The sequence below is a fragment of the Tenacibaculum sp. Bg11-29 genome, assembly GCF_002836595.1.
Lineage (GTDB): Bacteria > Bacteroidota > Bacteroidia > Flavobacteriales > Flavobacteriaceae > Polaribacter.
In genome coordinates, this window is sequence record NZ_PJBB01000003.1 from 1,900,222 (window position 1) to 1,924,040 (window position 23,819).

Genomic DNA, 23,819 nt, shown 5'->3' on the forward strand with positions numbered 1-23,819 from the left:
AAAACTCAACTTTGAATAAAATTATAAGTATGGTTTTTAAAACAGAAGAGTTATTATCAGCGTTAAAAGAATATGTTATTAATCATATTGATTATGCAAAGTCATTAAAAAATATTTCAGAGGCAGCGTTGCAAAAAAAACAAGACGGTACATCTTGGTCAGTCTTAGAATGTCTAGAACATTTAAATTTATACGCTTTATTTTATAATAAAGAAATAAAGAATAGGATTGATAAATCTAAATCTAGCAAATTGACTATTTTTAAATCTGGATATTTAGGAAATAAGTTTGCTCTAGATATGTTACCTAAAGAAGGTATGAAAACAATGAACACTTTTAAAAGTAAGAATCCTATTTATTCAAAATTAAATAAAGAGGATGTGTTATTACGTTTTATAGTATGTCAAACAGAACTTTTACAACTGCTAGAATTAGCAAAAAGTAAAGACTTAACTAAGATAAAAACATCAATAACGTTGCCTTTTTTAAAGTTTAGATTAGGAGATACTTTTAGGTTTGTAATTTATCACAATGAACGACATGTTATTCAAAGTAAAAGAATTATATAAAAAAACTCAGAGAATTTTCTCTGAGTTTTTTTTATTAAAAATATATTTAATTTTTTATTATTTTAAAGACTTTAGGTTTTGAGTCTTTTGAATATGTTTTAATTAAATAGATTCCAGCAGATAAATTAGTTAAATCTATTTCATTTACGCTCTTATTTTTATTCAACTTAATATATTTTAATCGTTGTCTTAATAAATTAAAAACTTCAATTTTAGTAAGCACTCCATGTGATTTAATAACTAATTTATTTTTTACAGGATTAGGATAAAAAATAGGGTTGTTATTACTCTCTAGTTTATCTAAGTCATCAATTTTTAAATCATCAATAAGTATATCATTGTTAAATTGAGAAGTAGCATTGTTTTCGGTAACAATAAATTCCAATTGAATTTCATTACTACTGATAGGGTAATCATTTATATTAAAAGTAAAAACCTGCCAACCATTAATTGTTTGTTTTTTAATATCTAATAAATCAAAACTTTTTCCAGTGTTATCGTGTAATTTTATTTTTAAATTATTATAAATATTGTTAATTGTATTTTTACTGAAAACAGAAAATTGAATTGCAGGAATACGAAGATCAGAAATATCAACGAACATAGTTTTTAAATAACTGATTTGTTCATTACTGTTAGGAGACGTACTATTTATCCAAGCATAATTTGTTTTTGAATTTGGAGAGAAATCACCAGCAACTGCAGCCTCATGATCTGCACCTGTACTAAAATTCCATTTTTTACTTCCGTATTGATTCCAACAATTTGGTATAGACGTAGATACAAAATTTTCGTATAAAGGTGCTTTTAATGTGTTACAAGTTTCAAAATTAAGTGGTGCCGTCCATTTACTAGTATTATTACAAACTGATTTTATATAAACATCATATTCTGTACCTAAAGCTAAGTTTGTAATTTTGTATGGACGAGAGTTTGTTTCTATAACAGTACCAGTGCCCAGCGTAAAGCCTTTTATGCCATATTCAATAACCCAACTACTTTCATTTCCTTGTGGTGTCCAATTTAAACTTGCATTGCTATGTGTTATATTACTTATAAAAGTATTAGTAGGAGTAGGGCAAATGGTTTTGAATAAAACAGGTGTTGATGATTCGCTTATTCCATTTCCACAATTGGCTTTTATGTATACTTCATATTCAGTACTTGCGCTTAGGTTAATAATACTATAAGATGTCGTGTTCGTTTCTAAAATTGTACCATTTCCAAGAGTAAACCCTTTTGTACCATATTCAATAATCCAATTATTTTCGTTTCCTTGTGGTGTCCAACTTAACTCTGCATTATCCTTCGTTATATTACTTATAAAAATATTAGAAGGAATAGGACAAGTCGTTTTGAAAGTTATAGGTGCAGAAATTTTACTAAACTTGTTTCCACAATCAGTTTTTATGTATACGTCGTATTCGGTACTTGTATTTAGATTTGTTATACTATGTGAATTCGTGTTTGAATTGGCAACAGTACCGGTACCTAATAAAAACCCTTTCTCTCCATATTCAATAATACAATTACTTTCAGGTTCTATTGTTGTCCAATTAATATTGGCTGTGTTTTGTGTTATATCATTTATGGTTATATTTGAAGGTTTAAGACATGATGTTTCGCAAGTAATACTAGCATCCCAACCACTACTTGTAACTGATCCATCAGATACAAATTTAAAAGTTAAAGCACCTGAACTATGGGTTGAAGTTATTGTACCTGGTGAATTAGATCCTCTAAATTCTCCGATTAGTGTAGCATTAATATTAGGGCCGTCATAAATGTATAAAACATCACAACAGTTTTCGGTTTGAAAAGTATTAAATGTAACAGATATTTGGTCGAAATCTTCTGATGGTACTATAGTAGTAATAACGTTTTCATTATTAGAATAAGATCCATTTTTACCTCCAGAATCGTAAAATCTATCGCCATTACAAAAATCAAGAAGTGTTTTAATAGTGTAAGGACCATTCCAATTACTACTACTGCAATTAGATTTTAAATAAAAATCATAATTGGTATTGCTTTCTAAGTTTTTTAAAGAGTATGGTTTGGTAGTAGTTGTTATTTGTGTACCTGTACCGATAACAAAATTTTTAACTCCATATTCAATTATCCATTCATTTTCAATACCATTAACTACCCAGTCTATATTAGCGCTATTGCTTGTAATAGTATTAACTTTTATATTTGTAGGTTTTACGCATGTTGGTTTATCAATAACACTAATATCGTCAATATCGATTTCAGTAGTATTATAACCTCCACCAGATATTGCTCTAAAGCGTATTTGTACGGTATTACTAAAGTTACTTAAATCTATAAAATGTTCACTCCATTCATCTTTGGGAGAAAATTGTTGACTACTTTCTTGTGTAAATACATCATTTGTCCATTCTCCATTATTAAAAACATCTACATGAAGACTTCCGATATTCTCTCCATACATAAAACTGTAAAAATTTAATACAGGTTCGTTTAAAGAAGAAATGTTTATTATTGGTGATAGTAAATTAGCTTCATCACCTATATTAGAAGTTTTAAATGGGGGAGTTCTAAAGTATTTACCGCCATTATTAGATTTATATGGTCCGGTTGAAAGATTGTTATTATAGGTTGAATATTGTGCTTCCCAATAATAGTTTGTATTATTTCTAATTGGGTTACCTGTCCAACAATTATCGATTATTGAGTTTGTATTTTGTTGCTCAATATCATATGTATAGGGAGCATTGACAATACTACATGGGGTTTTAAAACTAATCGGGCCAACAACAAAGCTATCATCATCAGAAGGAGCTGCACCGCATATGGCTGTTATATAAAAATCATATGCTGTTTCTGGTGAAAGTGTATTAATATTTACGGGGTTTGTAGTTGTTAAAAACTTTGTACCTAAACCTTTTGTAAACCCTTTATTACCATACTCAATTTCCCATTTGGTTTCACTACCATTAGAAGTCCAATTTAAATCTACTGAGTTTCCTGAAATAATAGAATAAGAAAAATCATTTGGTTCTGGACAAGTAATTGTAATACATTCTACCGAAGCGTCCCAACCAGATTGGGTAATACTACTGTCTGAAGTAAAAAGAAAAGTAATTCCTTTACCTTTTTTTGAATAAATTGTTCCAGGTGAATTATTACCTTTATATATACCAATTAAGGGCGCATTGATATCGTTTCCGTCGTAAATAATTAATTGATCACAGCAGCCTTCTGTTTGAAATGAATTAAAGGTAACTAATACTAAATCAGAACCCGCTGACGGCAATATAGTAGTGGTAATATCTTCATTATTAGAATAAGATCCATTAGCACCACCAGAGTCATAAAAACGATCGCCATTACAAAATTCAGCAAGTGTAGTGAATGTTTTAGCACCAATCCAATCACTATAATTGTTGGGTGAACATAAAGATCTTACATAGATGTCATAACTAGTTGCTGATTGTAAATTAGGTATAGTTATAGTAGGGTTTGTTAAAACGGTAATACCAGAACCAATAGGGGTAGCTCCGTTTGGTACAACTTCTATTTCCCACTGTTGTGTATTATTATTGTCTCCCCAAGTTACATCTACAGAATTAATTGTAATATTAGTAGTAGTTATAGAATTGGGAGCATTACATTTTGTAGTAAACGAAAAAATATTAGAGTACTGACTTTCGTTGCACGTATTCTCTCCTTTAACTCTCCAAAAATAAGTTGTGTTGAAGTTTAGCAGATTAATTGTATAATCATTGTTATCTGTAACAACAGTGTTCAATATTGTGTTAAAACCTGAGTCAGTTGCAATTTCTAAAGTATAAGTATTAACATTATTATCCGAATTCCAGTTTAAAGATACCGTTGTATCAACATTAGTTGTATTATTCACAGGAGTGTTTAATACAGGTTTAATTAAATTATTTTCAAATGCGTTAAATGTTATAGCTGTTTTTTTATGAGTAGATGTTGCTGTTCCTACTGCATTAAAGTTTGTAACACCTATTGGAGCATTTATAGTATTTGATATGGTTAATTTTACAGGAGTATTATTATTTGTAGCAAAAGTAGGATCAAAAGTTGCAATTAAGTTACTCGGCAAGTTTTCTACACTAAAAGTAGTTGTTTCATTAAAACTTAAATACGTTTTATAATTAAAAGTGTATTCTATAGTATTAGGAATACAAACACTTTTGTTTGTTTCAGTAAAGAACATGGCAAATTCTGATGTCTGAATATTTATATCAGAAGAGTTTATTGCATAAAATATATTATTTAATGGCTTTACCATTACTCTTCCTTGTGTTGTAGATTCAGATATTCCTGGAATGCTAACTTCTGCTGTTCCGTCGTTTGGAGTGCTAGAAATTATAACATACGGGTAAGTATATCCTCCATCGGTAGATAGTAATATTTCAACATTTGTAGCGTTAACTGGAGGTAGATTTGTATTAGCAACATCCCATGTTATTGTTTTTGAGTCTCCTACATTCCAGTTTTCAATAGAGTTTTGAGAAGAGACAAGGAAGGGGCCAGCAGTATCATCTACATTTATGGTCATTTGATCTGATGCTGTTTTTGCGCCAATTAATGCATTATCTCTAGCAGTTAAAACAAAATTAATAGGTCTACTTACTGAAGGTAAAACTTCCCAAGTAGGGGTTAAGTTTCCTTGAATAACATCTTCTAATTGTGGTATATATCTAATAGGAGAGTTTACGGGTAATCTAGATCTAAATAAAGGGCCTTGTTGCCAATTAGGCTGTGGTGTGTTTGATGAAGAAGGGTTTTCAGGGTCATTTTGTTCCCAGCAATAGGTAAGTAGTGCGCTATTATCAATGTCGTTTCCACTTCCATCTAAAATAAAAGGAGTAGATTTAGGTATTGTATAATCATTACCTGCATTAACAGTTGGAGCTGTATTATTTGTTATTATTAGCTCAGCGCAAGAACTATTATTTCTTGTCCATTCTATAACATCACGAATGTCTACATAATTAAAATAATCATCAGCGTTTTCTTGTACATTCGGTGGGCATATACCTGCATATCCCATAATTGAACTTCCGCTACCAGGTTCAACTTCTTGCAATCCAGCAGAACTACGACAATTGCTACTACTCTGTACATGATAACCTCCAAATTGATGTCCGAATTCATGACTAGCAAGTAAGTTAAAACTATCTGTATCTAAATCACTTTGTGCAGAAAAAGCACTTCCTTTACTATCGTCGGTACAAACACAAGCTATGCAACCAGCATTACCGTGCCTGCTTGGATGATGTACAAAAAGGTGTCCAACATCATAATTACTTTCGCCAATAGTACTACTTAAAGTACTTTGTAATTCAGTATTATAAAGGTTACTAAAAGGATCTGTATTGTCATCAAGATATATTAAATCATCATTATTTGGTATAAGTTCCATAGTAACACCAAAATCTCTTTCAAAAATTCCATTGATTCTTGTTAGGGTATTATTGATGGCAGAAAGAACCACTGCTTTTCTTTCTTGATCAGTAGTTTCGTTTCCTGTTAAGAAAAAGTTAGAGTATCCTCCAGTAACAGCTAAAGCAAGCCTATATTTTCTTAGGAAGTTGTCGTTTAAGTTATTTTGACTTATTTTACTTAAATTAAAATTTTCTTTAGCTTTTTCAATAGTATTACATTCAAAATCAGAAGAAGATGTAATGTCATTTCTATTGTAAGATGAATAACTATTAGTTTTTATATCAGTTGGTTTAACAATGTAGGTGCCTTTATTAGTATTAATAAAAGCGTGTAATCCTGCTGTTTCTGAATAACTAAATCTAGCAACTGTGCTCGAAGTTAAACTTTTTGCGGTAAAAGATTTAATAGAAGGGTATTTTGCAGCTAATTCTTGGCTGAAGTTTGAAGTTTCAAAGAATTCAAAGAGTTCAAAACCTTTATGATTAACGGGTAAAGATATTTTTTGAGAAGAATATCTTATCTGGTTTCGATTAGGAGCGTTTTTAATTAAAGAAAGAAACAGCTCTTTATCTAGTTTTAAAGATTGCTGAATTTTAGGATTGTCAGCTGTTTTTTTTTGATAAAAATTAGAGTAGTCTTTTGTCCAAACCTGTTGAGAATAAATGTTTGAAATTATAGCACATAACAATAAACTTAAAAGTAATTTTTTAGTCATAGAATTTTTTTGCAAAATTACATAATAAAAAGAAAAACTTAGAGAATTCTCTCTAAGTTTTTGTGTTATAATAAGATCATTTTATATTTTAGGTGAAAATTTGATGAATCTATAATGAAGTTTGATAACCCAATACTGTTTTTTTTATGTTCACTAGGTGTTTTTAACGGCCTTTTGGTAAGTCTATATTTTTTATTTTTCAGTAAACAAAAACGAATCCAAAATATTTTATTTGGACTGTTAGTCTTGTTATTGAGTATTCGAATAGGAAAATCGGTATATGTAATTTTTACATCAAGAGAGGAAAGGAACTTATGGTTTATTCAGTTCGGTTTATCAGCATGTTTTTTAATTGGAATTGCGTTATTTTATTATTTAAAAGCTTCAATAGATAATAAGAAAAGTATTCCTAAAAAATGGAAAGTTCATTTTAGTATTTTGTTTTTATTTATTGTTATTGTAAGTGTTTTTAAGCCTTATGAATATTACGGTGATTTTTGGAATACATTTTTTGTTCAGTTTATTTATGTTGTTTGGGGAGGGTATATAGTTGCTTCTGGACTTGTTATAAAAGATATATTTAAAAAACTAGTTAGTCGAGAAAAAACTACTACTGCTGAGTTGTGGTTGATTAATGTTTATATAGCCAATGGCTTAATTTTTTTAGCCTATATAATTGGTTATTTTCATTTGTATTTGGTAGGAACAATTACTTTTTCGGTAGTTTTCTACGTGGTTTTAATCTTTTTTCTATCAAAAAAGAATAGAGATACTATTTTTCAGGATATTCCAGTAAAATATGCTGCAAAAAAGATAGAAAATAAAGAAGCAATACTTTTAGTTGATAAGTTAGATAAGCTTATGAAGGAAAAACAATTATACAAAGAAGCAAATGTAAAGCTACTTAGTATTTCTAAAGAGTTACAAATAACACCGCATAAACTATCGCAATTATTAAATGATAATATAGGAAAAAGCTTGGCAACTTTTTTAAATGATTATAGAGTTGAAGAAGCAAAGAATTTATTACAAGAAAAACAAAATCTTACGCTTGAAACAATAGGTTTTGAAGCAGGATTTTCTTCAAAATCAAACTTTTATGCCACGTTTAAAAAAACGGTAGGGAAAACACCTTCACAATATCAAAAGCAATATATATAAGTATAATTGTCTAAAATTATAATTCAGGACGCCTAGATTATAAGCAATCACTACCTTTTATGATGGTCTAAATAGATTTGTTTAAAATCTAAAATTAGAACCATGAGAAAAATCACATTATTATTTGTAGCATTAATTACATTTCAATTTACACAAGCACAATCAGAAAATTCACTTGTAGAAAAAACACTGCAAAATTATATGGAAGGGAGCTCTTATGCAAAGTTGAAAATGCTAAAGAGTGCTTTTGCTGATAACGCTACTTTATATCTTACAAATAAAGAGGGGCTTTTTAAAATATACTCACCAAGTGAATACGTTGATTTTTTTAGAAATTCAGAAAAAGGAAAATTTAATGGGAGGGATGCTAAAGTGCTAGCAATTGAAGTTGTAAAAGATATTGCGATGGCAAAAGTTGAAATATCTGGGCCTGAAAGAAAATGGGTTTACATTGATTTATTTCTGTTGAAAAAAACTAATAATAGCTGGAAGATTATTAGTAAAACAGCAACAAGAATAGATTAGAAAAAATGAAATTAAATAAACCTACATCAATAATTAATAATAGCATGAAACACAATTTTACAATTATAGTATTATTGTTTTTCATGCTAAATATTTATTCTCAAACAGCTACTATAAATTACATTGACACAAAAATTGAAGTTGATGGTAAATTAGACGAATCGGTATGGGAACATTTACCAAATAACACTAATTTTCATAATTTAATGCCAACCGATATAGGGCAAGCTGAAAATCAAACATCAGTTAAAATATTTCATAACAAAGAGTACTTATATGTTGGTGCTATTTATAATGACACTACTAAAAGAAGACAAGTAAGTTCTTTAAAGAGAGATGTGTCTGTTGGAATTAGTGATGCGTTTATTATGATATTAGACACTCAAAACCAAAAGCAAAATGGAAACCTATTTGCTGTAAATGCTTACGGAACTCAGGTTGATGCTTTGGTAGAACGTGTAAATACGGGGTACGGACTTAATTTTAGTTGGAGTACGGTTTGGAATGCTCGTACATCGGTAAAAGGAACACAGAAAATTTTTGAAATAGCAATTCCTTTTAAGGCATTAAACATTACTGAGAATAATTCAACGTTTGGAGTTCAGTTTTATGTAAGAGATATTAAAAATAATTCATGGACTATTCTGTCGGATGTAAGTAGAAATTATCCAAGTTTTGATCTTCGTTTCACAAAACCATTTAATGTATTAGATTTATCAAATACTTCTATGTCTCGTTATACCATAACGCCATCTTTAACTGTTAATTATCAAAATGATGTTGAAAATGATATAGATAAGACTGATTATAAACCTAGCTTAGATGTACAATATAATATAACACCATCTTTAAAGTTAGATGCGACTATTAATCCTGATTTTTCTCAAATAGATGTAGATCAACAAGTCACTAACTTAACTCGTTTTGCTGTAAATTTTCCTGAGAGGCGAATTTTTTTTTTAGAGAATGCTGATTTGTTTTCAAACCTAGGAGTTAATGGTGTAAATCCCTTTTATTCAAGACGAATTGGAGCGAAAAGCCCTATTAAATTTGGATTAAAATTATCAGGAAATCTTTCATCAAAAACAAGAATAGGTATTTTAAATGTTCAAACAGATAAGAATGAGGATTTAGCATCACAAAATTTCGGAGCGTTAGTGGCAGAGCAACAGCTATCTGAAAACTTTACAACGACTGGTTTTTTTATTAATAGGCAAGAAACGGATGGTTTTAAATTTAAGGGTGACTACAATCGAGTAGCAGGAATTAATGTAAATTATAAATCAAACAACAATAAATGGACAGGTGTTGCTAATTTTGGTAAAAGTTTGAATGATGAGATTTCAAACGATAATAATTTTTACAATTTAGGGCTTTGGTTTAATAAAAGAGGATTGAGTTGGAATGCGGCTATAAAAAATGTAGGGCGAAATTACATAACAGATGTAGGTTTTACTCCAAGATTGTATAATTATGATGCTGTAAATGATATGGTAATAAGGGAAGGTTATACACAAACTACTAGCGGAGTGGAATATGAAAAATTTTATGAGAAGTCCAAATCGCTAAATTCCGTTCGGTATTTAAATTATAAAAATAACAGCTATTTTGATGAAAGTGGAGCGGTAAGTCAATCATCACACTTTTTAAATGGAGCAGTGTTTTTTAAAGATTTATCAGCAATTTATTATGTATACACTCAAGACTATGTAAATTTAAAATATGGTTTTGCTCCGTTGGGAAATGGTAATGCTCTCGTGCCTGATAGGTATAATTTCGGAATTTTAAAATTAGGATATAATTCTGCAAATAATCAGAGGTTAAGATATCGTTTTAATTTACAAAAAGGAAGTTATTATAATGGCAGTAGAGTAGCAGCAGGAGCATATTTAAATTATCAATTATTGCCTTTTGCGAATCTACAATTGAATTATGATGTTAATGATATTGATTTAAAACTATTAGGAAAAGAAACATTTCATTTAACACGATTTACAGGAGAAGTGTTTTTTAATAAACGTTTAAATTGGACTACTTACGTACAGTATAATACACAGCGCAATAACTTTAATGTGAGCAGTAGAGTACAATGGGAGTATAAACCATTATCTTATGTATACTTAGTTGTTTCTGATAATTTTAATAAAAATATAACACGACAAAATTGGGGGATAGCTTTTAAAATGAATTATCGTTTCGATTTTTAGAAGCTATTTATATGTTAAGAAGCAAAAAAGCTCGATACTTAGTATCGAGCTTTTTTAAAATATATTATAGTTTTAAAAACTAAGCTAACATTGTAACAGGGTTTTCAATAAACGTTTTAAGATGAGGGAAATGAAGTTGAAAGGGTAGATAAATTAAAATAGACAAAATGTATTTGGTTGAAAAACGAAAATAATCTTATTGAAAATAAAATAGATTAGAAATAACATTGTTGACATCATTAATGTTATTAGAATAGGAATTACAAATAGTGTATCATATTTAGAGGTTTACATGAGTTTTTAAGTAAAATAAGACGAAATATAATTAATAAAAAATAGCTTTAAATATATTTATTGAACTAGTTCAATGTTTTTAATGTGAAACATTAGCATTTTTGTATTAAGATTAAATTAATATAACCCCCAATATTTTTAAACATGAAAACACAATATAAACAGACATTAATCTTATTCACCCTTCTTATGGGGATGAATATTAAAGCCCAAATCAGTGAAGGAGGGACGCCTTATTTTGCATCAAAATCAGTAGCGGAATCATATAGTATACCAAAAATTAGCATGCCGCCAATTAATCTCGAAAAAAGAAAACAAGAAGGCAACGAAAAACCTTATCAATTTGCGTATGCTCATAAGGTAAATATCAACCCTAACAATTCTGGAACATGGCATACATTGTCTAATGGAGATAAATACTGGGTGCTGGAGATAGAATCAAAAGGAGCTAAATCTCTTAATTTTACATTTTCAGATTTTTATTTACCAAAAGGAGCTAAGCTATTTTTTTATAACAAAAGCCGTTCTGACATCAAAGGAGCATTTACACATAAAAACAATAAATCGTATCGAAAACTAGGAGTTGCTCCTATAAAAGGGGATCAGATAATTATAGAATATTACCACCCAGTACAATTATCAGAAAAACCTGCTTTGCAACTTGCTACAGTAGGTCATGATTATAAAGGAGTCTTTAAACTAGCAAATTCTATATATAAATCAAAAAACACGACGAAAGCCAAATTTGGAGAGTCTCAAGACTGTCATGTGAACGTAGCTTGCCCTTTAGGGAATCGTTGGGATAAGCAGATTAGATCTGTAGTACTCTACGCTACTAATAATGGAACAGGCCTAGGGTCTGGTGTATTAATAAATAACACAAATCAAGACCGTACTCCATATTTGTTAACAGCTTCTCACGTCGCAGGAGACAGGAGACTTGATATACAAACAGCGATGTTCATCTTTAATTATCAATCATCTACTTGCGCTAATCCACAAACAGAGCCATCTATCGCTAACTCAATTTCTGGAGGAGAGTTTATGAAGGCTGATCTATCTTCAGTTCCTATTGAAGGAAATCCAGATGGGCAAGGAAATCCTACAAGAACACGTAATGAATCGAGAGGCGTAGATTTTACGTTAGTAAAATTATCTTCTCCTATCCCTGCATCTTATAGAGCCTATTATAGTGGATGGAATGCCTCGAACACCCCTCCTTCATCTTTTATAGGAATTCATCACCCAGCAGGAGATATCAAAAAGATTTCTTTCGGAACAGGTATAAAACGCCCACCAGTTGGATTTTCTCCTATAAATCCTTTAAACGAAAGACAAAAACAATATTTCTGGGAAGTTAACTGGACAACAGGCTCTACAGAAGGAGGCTCTTCAGGGTCTCCATTATTTAACCCAAGTGGTAATACTATTGGTATTTTACAAGGAGGAAACTCTGGATGCGGCAACTCTGCTTCAGATTTCTATGTAGCTTTTAATCGTATTTTACCTTTTCTAAAAAACTATTTAGCCCCAGGAAGTCGCGCAAACTCTTTAAATGGAATAGAAAATAGTGGTAACGGTAACCTTGACCCTAGGAGAAGGAGCATTAAATCAGCAGAGACAGAATCATCTATCACTTTATTCCCTAACCCCGTACAAAATACATTAAATATAACTAGTAATAACATCAATTATAAGGAAACATCCCTAGATATTTTCACAATATCAGGTAATATAATTGATAAAAAACTTTATTCAATTAAGCAACAAACAGCCAACAAACTAGAAATTAATGTTCATCAATTACCCAAAGGAGTTTACCTTATAAAAGTAAACAACACTACAAAAAAGTTTGTTATTTCAAAGTAACAAGCGAAGTATATAATGTGTTTTTATTTACTGTTAAGAGTAAATCAACTCGATATTCTCAGAGCAGCTAAGCCTCTATTATCAGGTAAATGATGAATAACTAAGATCAATAAACTGTGGGATTCATAGACATCCTTTCTTTATAATCTTTAACTGTACCAAATTCCAAGACCTTATAAAATCTTGGAATTTGGTTTTTCAATATGCTTTCTTAACTTACATCATTGAAGTGGGCTTGCAACAAAAAAGCGGACAAATTTTCTAAGACCTATGCTACATATTTAAATTTATAAAACTTTAGTTCTACTTCATATGGAGTTTTATATCCTAATGAAGAGTGCAAACGTTTTTTGTTATACCATATTTCTAGATACTCAAAATGCTAGTTTTAGTTTGTTGTATAGTTTTAAATTGATTTCCAGAAATTAGTTCAAGTTTTAGTGTTTAAAAAAAGGACTTTGCTACTGCATTACCCCAACAATTTCTTTTTCTACTCATAGATTGTGTAACCAAAGAATTCGATTTAATGAGTTTTCTAAATTCTTTAGAAGCATATTGTATACCTCTATCATAATGAAAAAGTAAAGAGTTATCAAAACAATTTATTGTGAAATAAATACTTAATTTTTCTATATTTTATTGACATATAAGGAGGTAGTAAACAAATTTGTATACAAAAAAACTCAGAGAAATTTCTCTGAGTTTTTTATATATAAAATATAATAATTTTAACTATGCTAACATTGTAACAGGGTTTTCAATAAACGTTTTTAATGTTTGTAAAAACTGAGCACCTACTGCACCGTCAACAGTTCTGTGATCGCAAGCTAAAGTTAATTTCATTGTGTTACCTACAACAATTTCTCCGTTCTTAACTACTGGTTTTTGTATGATAGCTCCAACAGATAAAATAGCTGAATTAGGTTGGTTTATGATAGAAGTAAAACTTTCAATACCAAACATACCTAAGTTAGAAACAGTAAAAGTACTTCCTTGCATTTCTGCCGGAGAAATTTTCTTATTTCTTGCTTTACCAGCTAAGTCACGTACTGAACTTCCTATTTGAGTTAAACTTAAAGCATCAGTATATTTTACAACTGGTACAACTAAACCTTCATCAACAGCTACAGCTACACCAACATGTATGTGGCTATGAAATAAAGTTGTGTTATCTGTCCAAGAAGTATTTACTTGTGGGTGCTTTTTTAAAGCCATTGCACATGCCTTAACTACCATATCGTTAAAAGATACTTTGGTGTCAGGAATTGCATTGATTGTTTTACGAGAAGCCATTGCGTTGTCCATATCTACTTCAATATTTAAGTAGAAATGAGGAGCTGAGAATTTAGAATTCCCTAATGCTTTAGCAATTGCCTTACGCATTTGAGAATTTTTAACTTCAGAAGTATTTTCTTCTCCAGCAACTGCAAAATTAGTAACAGCAGTTGTGTTAGAAGTAGTCGTTGGCGAAGATACAGTAGCTTCTGTTTTTGCAGAAGGAGTGTAGTTTTCTATATCTTTTTTAACAATACGTCCGTTTTCACCAGAACCATTAACATCAGCTAAATTAATTCCTTTATCCTTTGCTATTTTTTTAGCTAAAGGAGAAGCAAATATTCTTCCTTTAGAAGTAGTAGTTGTTACAGTTTCTACAACTGCTTTAACCTCTTCTTTATGGCTTTCTATTTTTTCTTCAGTTTTTACCGAAGTAGTTACGTTTCCCGAAGTTTGAGCAGCAAGTACTGTAGCTACATCTGTTCCTTCCTTACCAATAATAGCAAGTAAACTATCTACAGGAGCAGCTTCACCTTCTTGAACACCAATATGTAATAAAACACCTTCGTTAAAAGATTCAAATTCCATAGTTGCTTTATCAGTTTCGATTTCAGCTAAAATATCACCTTCTTCAATTTTATCACCAACTTTTTTTAACCAAGAAGCTACAGTTCCTTCTTCCATCGTATCACTTAAACGAGGCATGTTTATAACAATAGCTCCTTCGGGCATTGCTATAGCTTCATTATCTGTAGAACTTTGTTGATTCGAACTTGTTTCAGTTTTTGGTGCTTCTTTAGTTTCGGTAGGAGCAACATTTTTATTTAATAAAGCAGAAATATCTTCACCTTCTTCACCAATAATAGCTAATAAAGTATCAACTGGTGATGCTTCACCTTCTTGAACACCAATATGTAATAAAACACCTTCGTTAAAAGATTCAAACTCCATAGTTGCTTTATCAGTTTCGATTTCTGCTAAAATGTCACCTTCTTCAATTTTATCACCAACTTTCTTTAACCAAGAAGCTACTACTCCTTCTTCCATCGTGTCGCTTAAGCGAGGCATGTTTATAATTATAGCCATGGTTTACTTAGATTTTATAAATGGATAATCTTCTTGTTCGTATACCATATCATATAATTGATTCGTTTCTGGATACGGAGAGTCTTCAGCAAATTTTTCACATTCGCTTACAGAGCTTTTTACTTCTTTATTAATAGCTTCTATTTCTTCTTCTGAAGCATAGCTATTTTCTTTTATGATCTCTAATACTTGCGTAATAGGATCTATTTTTTTGTATTCTGCTACTTCGTCTTTTGTACGGTAGTGTTGTGCATCAGACATTGAGTGACCTCTGTAACGATATGTTTTCATTTCTAAGAAAGTTGGACCTTCACCACGACGAGCTCTTTGAATAGCTTCATCTACAGCTTCAGCAACTTTTATAGGATTCATTCCATCAACAGGTCCACAAGGCATTTCGTACCCTAAACCTAGTTTCCAAATATCAGTATGATTAGCTGTTCTTTCTACAGAAGTTCCCATTGCATAACCATTATTTTCAACAATAAATATTACTGGTAATTTCCAGTTCATAGCCATGTTAAATGTTTCATGTAGTGAACCCTGACGAGCAGCACCATCACCAAAACAACATAATGTTACTGCATCATTACCTTTATATTTATCACCAAAAGCTAATCCTGCTCCTAATGGAATTTGACCACCAACGATCCCGTGACCTCCATAAAAACGATGTTCTTTTGAGAAAATATGCATTGAACCTCCCATTCCTTGAGAAGTACCTGTAACTTTACCATATAGTTCTGCCATTACGCGTTTAGGATCTTCACCCATACCTATTGGTTGTACATGGTTACGGTATGCTGTAATCATTTTATCTTTAGTTAAGTCCATTGCGTGCAATGCACCTGCTAAAACAGCCTCTTGACCGTTATATAAGTGTAAAAACCCCCTTACTTTCTGTTGAATGTAAACAGCTGCAAGCTTATCTTCAAATTTTCTCCAGAAAAGCATGTCTCTATACCAGTTGATATAGGTTTCTTTGGTAATTTTATTCATTATATACTAGTTGTTTGTTTAAAGTTTATTTGTTACTCTTGTTAAAAACCTAACTGCAAAAGTAAGTAGTTTTTAGTAATTTTAAAAAGGTTCTTGTTAAAAGTTGCTGCAAGGTTTTTTTGATGTTAAAACCTCTTAATTTATTTTTTTTGTTTAGCTATTATAATTGATGCTTTTGCATCGGTAGCTAAATTCCATTGGTTAGAAGAAATTAACATACCTGCATCGTTATAAATTTTAAAACCTGCTGTATTTGGCCCTGAAGAACCTTGGTTTAATGCTAAAATTTCTATTGTATTTATTCCTTCATCTAAAGGTATGTTAAATGATTGATAACTTTTTTTTAGCGTTATGTTACTAATAACGGGTATGTCATTAACGTAGATACTTACCTTATCTCCATCAGGGTATTGAAAATCTCTACAAATAATATTTACACTTTCAGATTTTGTACTAAAACTTCCTAAATCTTGATCTATAATAGGGTATTGGTACATGCCATTTATTTTCTGAAAACCTTTTAAATATTGTTCTTCGGCTATTTTTGCCTTGGTTAATATACCTTTGTTTTCTAGATTTTTTTCAGCTTGTTTCTTATTATATTCTTTTTGTTGCTTTGTGTGTGCAGTTTTAAAACCATTGTTGTTTTTAAAGCCTAGCGATTCTGGTTTTTCACCTTTTTTTGTAGAAGCGGGCACTATTCCAAACGAAGAGTTCGTATTATCTTTTTTATTTCCAAAAGAACCATCGAGTTGTGCATAGCTTTGTAAGCTGATACTTAGTATACTGATGATTAAAAAAGTGTGTATGTTTTTTTTCATTGTAAATAAATCTAAGCAAATATAATGCCGATGTTTTTGGTTTATTACAAAAAAAGCGTTAAAACTTATTTTACAGGAAATTTAAAATATGTTTTTGGAAACGGTTCGTATCGTAACGTAAAATGCCACCATTCGTTGGTATAAGGTCTAAAGCCATTTTTACGCATTACACTTTGTAACAATTGCCTATTTTCTTTTTGTTCTTTAGTTAATTCAGCATAAGACATATGAGATGAAATTCCAAAAAAGTCAAATGGGCTTCCCATATCTAATTCCTTATTTGTTTTTAAATCAATAATTGTTAAATCTGCAGTACTACCACGAGAATGTCCTGATCTAGATGAAATATACCCTTTTTTAAACAGGTGTCTTTTATTTACACGAGGGTAGTATTGCTGTTTCATTAAAGTGTCATTTATAACACGTGCCCATTTTACAAAATGATTTACAGCCTTTTGTGGACGGTATGCATCAAAAATTTTAAGACTTAATTCTTTTTCCAATAACTCGGCTTGTACTTTTTTTAATGCCGTTGCTGCTTGTGTAGTAATAATAAGTACATTTTCTTCATAACCATTTATAGATGTACCTATAAAGTTGTTATTAGAGCAATACCTTAGTTCTTGTTTAATTGTAGGTGCTATATCTTTTACATAAGAAAAACCTTTAGGCAGTTTTTGAGCTTGTAAAATATAAGAAGAAAATAATAATAAAGAGAAAATCCATTTCATTGGGTAAAAATAAGGAAATGATTTTTAAAAAAAAATCAGCTAAATATGAAGTTTAAAAATTGAAAAATAAGAATGTATTTTTTTTGTTAAATATGTTTTTTTTAATAGTTTTTTCTGTTTAATTGTTGTTTATTATGAGTAAAAGTTAAATTATATTTATATATTGTCTTTTTTTAATGTGTATTATATATGTAATCCGTAATCCCCATAATTATATGAACGTAGTTAGTGAAATTCAAAGTATTGAAAAAGAACAGATTAAGTTTTTAACTTTTTCTAAATCAGAAGTTTTAAGAAAGAAAAACGATCAGCTTAATCGATTTTTAGATTTAAAAAGAGCTTTAGCTCTTGGTAATTTAGAAAGAGGAAAAGTAAAAATAACCTTTGTAGATGATATAGGGTTGAAAATGGTAGAGACTACTATTTGGGCATTGACCGATGAATCAGTAATATTAAAAAAATCAACTATTATACCGCTACAAAGAATTTTAAAAGTAGCGTAAATAACAAAAACCCTCACTTTATAAAGTGAGGGTTTTTGTTGTTATAAACATTGATTAGAACTCTCATTTTTTTGTAAAGTGTATGAAGTTTCTCCTTCTAATGTATGTTTTATAAATAAAGGATTCTTTTTAAATGAAGATGAGAAGTGGATGAAAGTCCATTTATTTGGTAAAAATAATGTAATAGATTTAAATGTTTTGTTAACGGTCTCGTATAAGAATAGTAGGGGATTTTAAAAAGCAAATTTTTCCGTCTATGATCTACTGTAAATATAAAAAAGCGACTTTGATTAGGTACCAAAGCCACTATTATTTTTATACATTGTAACCAAACGTATGTACAAGTAGTATCAAAATTATGAATACTGAATTTATTGTTATTTCTTACAATTCAACTGGTAAATTTGTTCTTGTTAACGGGAGCCAATTTGGTTCTCGAGTCTTTGCAGCCACCTTTTAGCAAGTGAAAAATTTGGATCAATTGTCAGAGCTTTTTGGAACATGACCTTAGCACTTTTAAGCTGACCTTGAGCTCTGCGTAAAAGACCCATTCCGAGATAAGATTCCTTCCCTTCAGGATACACTTCTAAGGAATATTGAAATATTTCTTCTGCGGCAATTAAATTCTTACTTCTTATAGTGACAAAACCAAGGTCAAATATGATCGATATAGGTGGCTGGATTTCATATCCGTATCGTTTTGATAACCTATCGAAATGTTGTGTCACTTTATCCAACGATTCCAGGTTTTTACGGAAATTGAAGGGGTTGAAGTCAGGATATAACGTAAGAAGGTACTGTGTGAAATCCATGGCTGGTACATGACCCTGGTTCACCAATTCATCCACTTTATAAGTTAAACTCTCTGGTTTATGGTCCGCTAAAACACGAATGAATTCAGAAACGTGATTTGTTAACCCCTCATCATCGCTGTAAATGATGTGTAGAAATCTGTTTTCCGAAAGCGTTTTTAACGCACCTGATTTTATTTTTTGTTGAAGCTCTGTTGGTATGATACTAAGGGACGGACTGCTTGCGAAGTAGCCATTAAACAGAAGAGGGTTGTTGAGCAGCGTGTAAACACAGAAAAAACCACTGTTAGAACCGCCAAAAAGGACTTTGAACGGAGCAGTCCGGTAGTTATTATCTACTTGCGGCATCAGCTCTGTCTCAAAGAAGTTAATATAATTATCCGGAATTGTTGTGTCTTGATTTTCTCTTGTTGGCAACAAAATACTATTTCCTTCGGGTAAATCTATTCCAATAAGTATCATCTCAGGAATTTGTCCTTCGCCCATGTAGTCTAGTGTAGAAGCTAACATGGCGAACCGAGCTCGGTAATCTGAACCCAACATATACAGCACGGGATAGGTTTTACTGGAACTATCGTAGTTAGCAGGTAAATGGATTGATAGTGGAATAGTCTTGTTTAGTACTTTTGATTGAAGTGAAGATGTTTTTCCCAAGGTAACTGCTGGTTCACTGTGCTCTGTTAAACGAGAATAATCAGGATCGTTTTCTACCTTTTCTTGAGCAAAGACAGTGTTTAGCGATAAAGCACATGTCAATATTAATAATTTCGTTGTTTTCATGTTTTCTTTCTTTATTATAAATGTGTTATTTCTCATTGTTATAATTAGAAAACAAATGTATTTCCTGAGAGATTACCAGTCTTGTAAAATCTTGCTATTCTTTTTATAATCACCAGGAGTTACTCCAACGTATTTTTTGAAACTATGCGTAAAATGACTTTGGTCATAAAAGCCTGATTCAAGTGCAATTTCTACCAAAGGAACATCCCCATAAAAAAGCTTTTTTGAGTTTTCGATTCTAATGGTAGTTAGATATTCCAAAGGTGTTAAACCAATGTTCTTTTTAAAGCTTTTTTGTAGTTTAAATTTATTTACTTTAAATTCTTTTTGTAGTGTTTCTAAAGTGATCGATTGATTGTAATTTAGAAACAAATAATTTAGAATTTCTTTCAAAGATTCATCAGCATGTTTTTTTAAATTAGGTAGGTAAATATCATCCAAAGTATCCAAAAAAAGATTTTCAATGATTTTAAAAATTGAAACTTCGTTTATGTCAAACTTACTGTTACGATATGAAATAAAATAAGGAAAGCTTGCCAGATAAGAATAATCAGCATTTATTTTTTTTGAAACATTTTTGATTACGTCATCGCTTATGTAAAGCACCTTATAGGCCCAAGCATTGTTTTTATTGCCCCAGTTTTTATGAATTGAATAAGGAGGGATTAATTGCAAAGCATTTTTACTGACCAAAAAACCTGAATTGTTAAATGCAATGTTTTCACTTCCATATTCTATATAAGCGAGACTCCAAGATTGATGAAAATGGGAAGGGAAGCTTTTATCGATAAACATAGCAGACTTAAGTTCAGTACCATCTAGCATTGATAGTTTTGTTGTCTTTACTTTGTTTATTTCTATCATTTAAATTTGAATTTGGGCATTTGTTTTTCTCTAGTAAAGACAATATTTAGTGATATTAGTATTACTAATTTAGTAGTTTTTGAATTCGGACTTTTTTTTAATATGTTTTGTTAACGGTTTTGTGTATGATTAGTTGCGTGTTTTAAGCACTAAAATTAGCAAATATAAACCAAATAGAAAATCCGAGAGAATTTTCGTAAGTAGGTTAGAACTAGCAATAAATTATATATGGTGTTACCAATAGTTTTTATTTATCCATCCAATTTTTAAAGTCTGTAGATTTTTCTCTGCTAACAAATATAGTTTCTTCATATTCAGGAATAAGATGTAATTTTAATTTACCTTTAAACCAAAGTGAGATTTTTGATATAGCTTTTACATTGGTAATTACTTGACGATTAATTCGATAAAAATATGTGGAATTTAATAATTCTGTAAGTTCTTCTAGTGTAAATTTAATAGGATATCTATCACCATTCTTTAACACAATATAGGTAAAGTCTTTTTTATAAAAATAAGAAATTTCTGAAGTTAGAATTATTTTTAATTCGTCACCTTTGTTAACTAAAAACCGCTCTTTATAATTTTTAGTGTTGGATATTGATTTTAAATCCTCAATCAATTTATCATAAGGTTTTGAATTTGTTTTAAAACTTGAGCGATATTTACTTAATGCTTTCTCTACAGTTTTCTGTGTGATGGGTTTTAGTAAATAATCAATACTATTCAATTCAAAAGCCTTTATTGCAAATTCATCATAAGCTGTTGTAAATATTATTGGACAGGATACCTCTACAGCTTCAAAAATTTTAAAACTCAAATCATCACTTAAATGGATATCTAAAAAGATAAGGTCTGGCGAAGCATTAGTATTAAACCAATCGATAGATTGTTCAACACTTTGCAACCAAGAGATAATGTTGGTTGGTTGGTTGATTTCGAATAAAATGCGTTTCAAGTTTTTAAAAGCACTTTCTTCATCTTCTATAATTAAAACGTTTATCATTTAATTTTCAATAAAGGCAATTTAACCAAAAACAGTTTGTTTTCATTACTAATGACAACATTTTTATTTGTTAGAAACTTATATTGCTCTGCTAAAATATACAAGCCTTTTTTTGTGGAATCTACATTATTTTTTAAGTTGATTTTATTTTCAACAGATAAATAATTTTCATCTTGCTTGATAGTGAAACTCATTGGATGTGCATCATCAACCCTGTTATGTTTTACAATGTTTTCTAATAATAAATGCAAAGAGATAGGAGGAAGCATATAATCTAAATCATTTATTTCAATTGAAAAATTAAAATTTTTACCAAATCGTTTTTTTAGTAAACGGCTATAGTTTTCAGCAAATTGAACCTCATCTTTTAGGGGAACAACTTCTTTGTCAGTAGTTTTTAAGATGTAACGATACATATCAGACATTTCTTTAAGAAAGTCATTGGCAATTGATTGATCTTGCTGTATTAACCCTGATAATGTATTTAAGTTATTAAACAAAAAATGAGGATTTAATTGACTTTTTAACGCTCTATTTTGAAGCTCTAACTCGTTTCTCTTTAAACGTTCATTTTCCTTATACTCAATTTTCCAGCGTTTGAAAAAGTTAAGGCTAAATAACATACTAATTATTATAATCCCTTTTAAAAAACCTTCAAGAGTATTCAATTCTAACATGAAGGTGTTGAATATTTGGAATTCAGAATGATAAATGGTTACATAAATTGTTCTTAGGAGGAAGTAAAGACAGTTGTTTATAAGAACCACTGCAAAAATTCCAAGGATAAATAATTTTAAATTCATTTTCCAACCTCTCTTTATCAATTTGTTAAGAGATAATTGAGCGAGTAGCCAAATGATTCCGAATTGAATTGTAATTATACATACAATAAACCAATCAAAACCATAACTCGAATCTACAGTTTTACTCATCATAAAAAAAGTAGCGTAATAGATTACTCCAAGCAGCGGAATAAATATCAAAGGATATATTCTAAACACATTATTTTTCATATTAGGAAATTTACTTAATTGTATTTGGAATTTCATTTGTTTTAGGAAAATATTTTCTAAAAAATCCTTTATTGTTTAAAAATACAACAAAAAGTAAAAGAGCAAATAAAATAAACACATTGGCGTAATCAGATGTCCATCTTGAAATACCAGTTAATTCAGTATTATAAAGTCCTCCTAATTTCCAATTGTTATTTCCAAAAAATGAAAATGCGACCCAATTAGAACCACTATGCATTGCAATAATCAACCAAATAGAATTTGAGTAATAATATATTAACGAAAAAATGTATGAATACAAAAATAAGTTTAAAAAATATCCTAAATTAAAGTCGCGTACAACAAAGTGAAAAACACTAAATATAAGCCCCATGATTGTAAAAATAATATGTGGATTAATATGTTTTTTAAGTTTTTGAATTGGGTATGCTCGCATTCCTATTTCTTCAATAAATGAGTTCCAAAAAAGAAAACCAATGAAGAAGTATAAATAGTAACTTAAATAAGTAATCAACGGCACATCTTCTGAAATAATTTTGGTAAATGTTACGCTAGCTCCATTGAAGTAGAAAAAAACATATCTTAAAGAGAACATAATAATACCAAGAATGAAGCCGATTAATGAGTGTAACCATATTTTACGGCTAAACCCTAATTCTGATAGTGGTTTTTTATGAATGTATTTTTGTGCTAACCATATGACGGTAGTAGTACAAACTCCAATTAGGAAGAAAGAAAATACAATACCAAATGTAACTTTAAAATTTATACCTGTATTCCCTCCAATATTTATACCCAACAATTCTGCAATCTTTTTTATCGGTAACATTGCTGCTACTGATAAAAAAACAACTAGTATTACGGTTACTATTTTTACTGATAACTTTTCTTTATACAGTTCTCTGAATTTTTCTAACATTATCTTTTGTTTTAAAGAATAATTCTAAGGTATTTTTAATATAGAAAAAGGCGAAAAATTGTTAAACAGTAATTATCTTGCTTAAAGCAGTAATAATTAAAGTTAAAAAGGTTGTAGTTTTTTGGTCATTGGTAATTATTGGTAACTTTTATGATATGAGTTCGTTTTAATGACTTATACCAGGAGTTAATAAAGTTTGATATTTTTTCTTTTAGAAACAAACTA

16 protein-coding genes are annotated in these 23,819 nt (G+C 30.1%); 6 read left to right on the top strand and 10 right to left on the bottom strand.

All coding sequences use genetic code 11. From position 1 onward, the window contains the following. Positions 1–11: 11 nt before the first annotated feature. On the top strand, positions 12–569 hold the full coding sequence (locus CXF68_RS08645; RefSeq protein ID WP_157821880.1) for a DinB family protein: 558 nt from the start codon (positions 12–14) through the stop codon (positions 567–569). Positions 570–615: 46 nt separating this feature from the next. On the opposite strand, the gene CXF68_RS08650 is transcribed toward CXF68_RS08645, so the two are convergent. Then, positions 616–6,729 (bottom strand): reprolysin-like metallopeptidase, encoded by a 6,114-nt coding sequence (locus CXF68_RS08650; RefSeq protein WP_101043969.1) that lies wholly within the window; start codon positions 6,727–6,729, stop codon positions 616–618. Positions 6,730–6,981: 252 nt separating this feature from the next. On the opposite strand from CXF68_RS08650, the gene CXF68_RS08655 reads away from it, so the two are divergent. From CXF68_RS08655 to CXF68_RS08670, 4 genes are all read left to right on the top strand, one after another. Next, positions 6,982–7,890 (top strand): AraC family transcriptional regulator, encoded by a 909-nt coding sequence (locus CXF68_RS08655; RefSeq protein ID WP_157821881.1) that lies wholly within the window; start codon positions 6,982–6,984, stop codon positions 7,888–7,890. A gap of 102 nt (positions 7,891–7,992) precedes the next feature. Continuing rightward, positions 7,993–8,415 carry a nuclear transport factor 2 family protein gene (locus CXF68_RS08660; RefSeq protein ID WP_101043971.1) on the top strand — a complete coding sequence of 141 codons (423 nt, stop codon included), beginning with the start codon at positions 7,993–7,995 and terminating at the stop codon, positions 8,413–8,415. Positions 8,416–8,420: 5 nt separating this feature from the next. Further along, entirely contained in the window at positions 8,421–10,622 is a 2,202-nt protein-coding gene (locus CXF68_RS08665; RefSeq protein WP_101043972.1) for a DUF5916 domain-containing protein, read from the top strand. Positions 10,623–11,060: 438 nt separating this feature from the next. Further along, positions 11,061–12,785, top strand: coding sequence for a T9SS type A sorting domain-containing protein (locus tag CXF68_RS08670; RefSeq protein WP_101043973.1), 1,725 nt, complete (start codon positions 11,061–11,063; stop codon positions 12,783–12,785). A 732-nt stretch (positions 12,786–13,517) separates the two neighbouring features. On the opposite strand, the gene CXF68_RS08680 is transcribed toward CXF68_RS08670, so the two are convergent. The 4 genes from CXF68_RS08680 to CXF68_RS08695 all read right to left on the bottom strand — a co-directional run bounded on the left by CXF68_RS08680 (position 13,518) and on the right by CXF68_RS08695 (position 17,697). Further along, entirely contained in the window at positions 13,518–15,146 is a 1,629-nt protein-coding gene (locus CXF68_RS08680; protein ID WP_101043974.1) for a pyruvate dehydrogenase complex dihydrolipoamide acetyltransferase, read from the bottom strand. 3 nt (positions 15,147–15,149) lie between these two features. After that, positions 15,150–16,145 carry a pyruvate dehydrogenase (acetyl-transferring) E1 component subunit alpha gene (pdhA, locus tag CXF68_RS08685; RefSeq protein ID WP_101043975.1) on the bottom strand — a complete coding sequence of 332 codons (996 nt, stop codon included), beginning with the start codon at positions 16,143–16,145 and terminating at the stop codon, positions 15,150–15,152. A 140-nt stretch (positions 16,146–16,285) separates the two neighbouring features. Further along, entirely contained in the window at positions 16,286–16,966 is a 681-nt protein-coding gene (locus CXF68_RS08690; protein ID WP_232771630.1) for a hypothetical protein, read from the bottom strand. 65 nt (positions 16,967–17,031) lie between these two features. After that, entirely contained in the window at positions 17,032–17,697 is a 666-nt protein-coding gene (locus CXF68_RS08695; protein WP_101043976.1) for a M15 family metallopeptidase, read from the bottom strand. Between the two features lie 215 nt (positions 17,698–17,912). Between CXF68_RS08695 and CXF68_RS08700 the strand changes: the two genes are divergently transcribed. Beyond that, the gene (locus tag CXF68_RS08700) at positions 17,913–18,200 is read left to right on the top strand and encodes a hypothetical protein (RefSeq protein WP_101043977.1); all 288 of its coding nucleotides are present in this window, start codon (positions 17,913–17,915) and stop codon (positions 18,198–18,200) included. A 413-nt stretch (positions 18,201–18,613) separates the two neighbouring features. Here the strand turns inward: CXF68_RS08700 and CXF68_RS08705 are convergent, their stop codons facing one another. The 5 genes from CXF68_RS08705 to CXF68_RS08725 all read right to left on the bottom strand — a co-directional run bounded on the left by CXF68_RS08705 (position 18,614) and on the right by CXF68_RS08725 (position 23,594). Then, entirely contained in the window at positions 18,614–19,828 is a 1,215-nt protein-coding gene (locus tag CXF68_RS08705; protein WP_101043978.1) for an alpha/beta hydrolase-fold protein, read from the bottom strand. A gap of 36 nt (positions 19,829–19,864) precedes the next feature. After that, the gene (locus CXF68_RS08710; protein ID WP_101043979.1) at positions 19,865–20,656 is read right to left on the bottom strand and encodes an AraC family transcriptional regulator; all 792 of its coding nucleotides are present in this window, start codon (positions 20,654–20,656) and stop codon (positions 19,865–19,867) included. Positions 20,657–20,903: 247 nt separating this feature from the next. Next, positions 20,904–21,662: a LytTR family DNA-binding domain-containing protein gene (locus tag CXF68_RS08715; RefSeq protein WP_101043980.1), complete on the bottom strand. Its 759-nt coding sequence runs from the start codon at positions 21,660–21,662 to the stop codon at positions 20,904–20,906. Beyond that, positions 21,659–22,711: a sensor histidine kinase gene (locus CXF68_RS08720; protein WP_101043981.1), complete on the bottom strand. Its 1,053-nt coding sequence runs from the start codon at positions 22,709–22,711 to the stop codon at positions 21,659–21,661. Before CXF68_RS08720 ends, CXF68_RS08715 begins: the two co-directional genes overlap by 4 nt. Further along, a complete protein-coding gene (locus CXF68_RS08725) occupies positions 22,686–23,594 on the bottom strand; it encodes a CPBP family intramembrane glutamic endopeptidase (RefSeq protein ID WP_101043982.1) in 909 nt (302 codons plus the stop codon). Before CXF68_RS08725 ends, CXF68_RS08720 begins: the two co-directional genes overlap by 26 nt. Positions 23,595–23,819 lie beyond the last annotated feature (225 nt).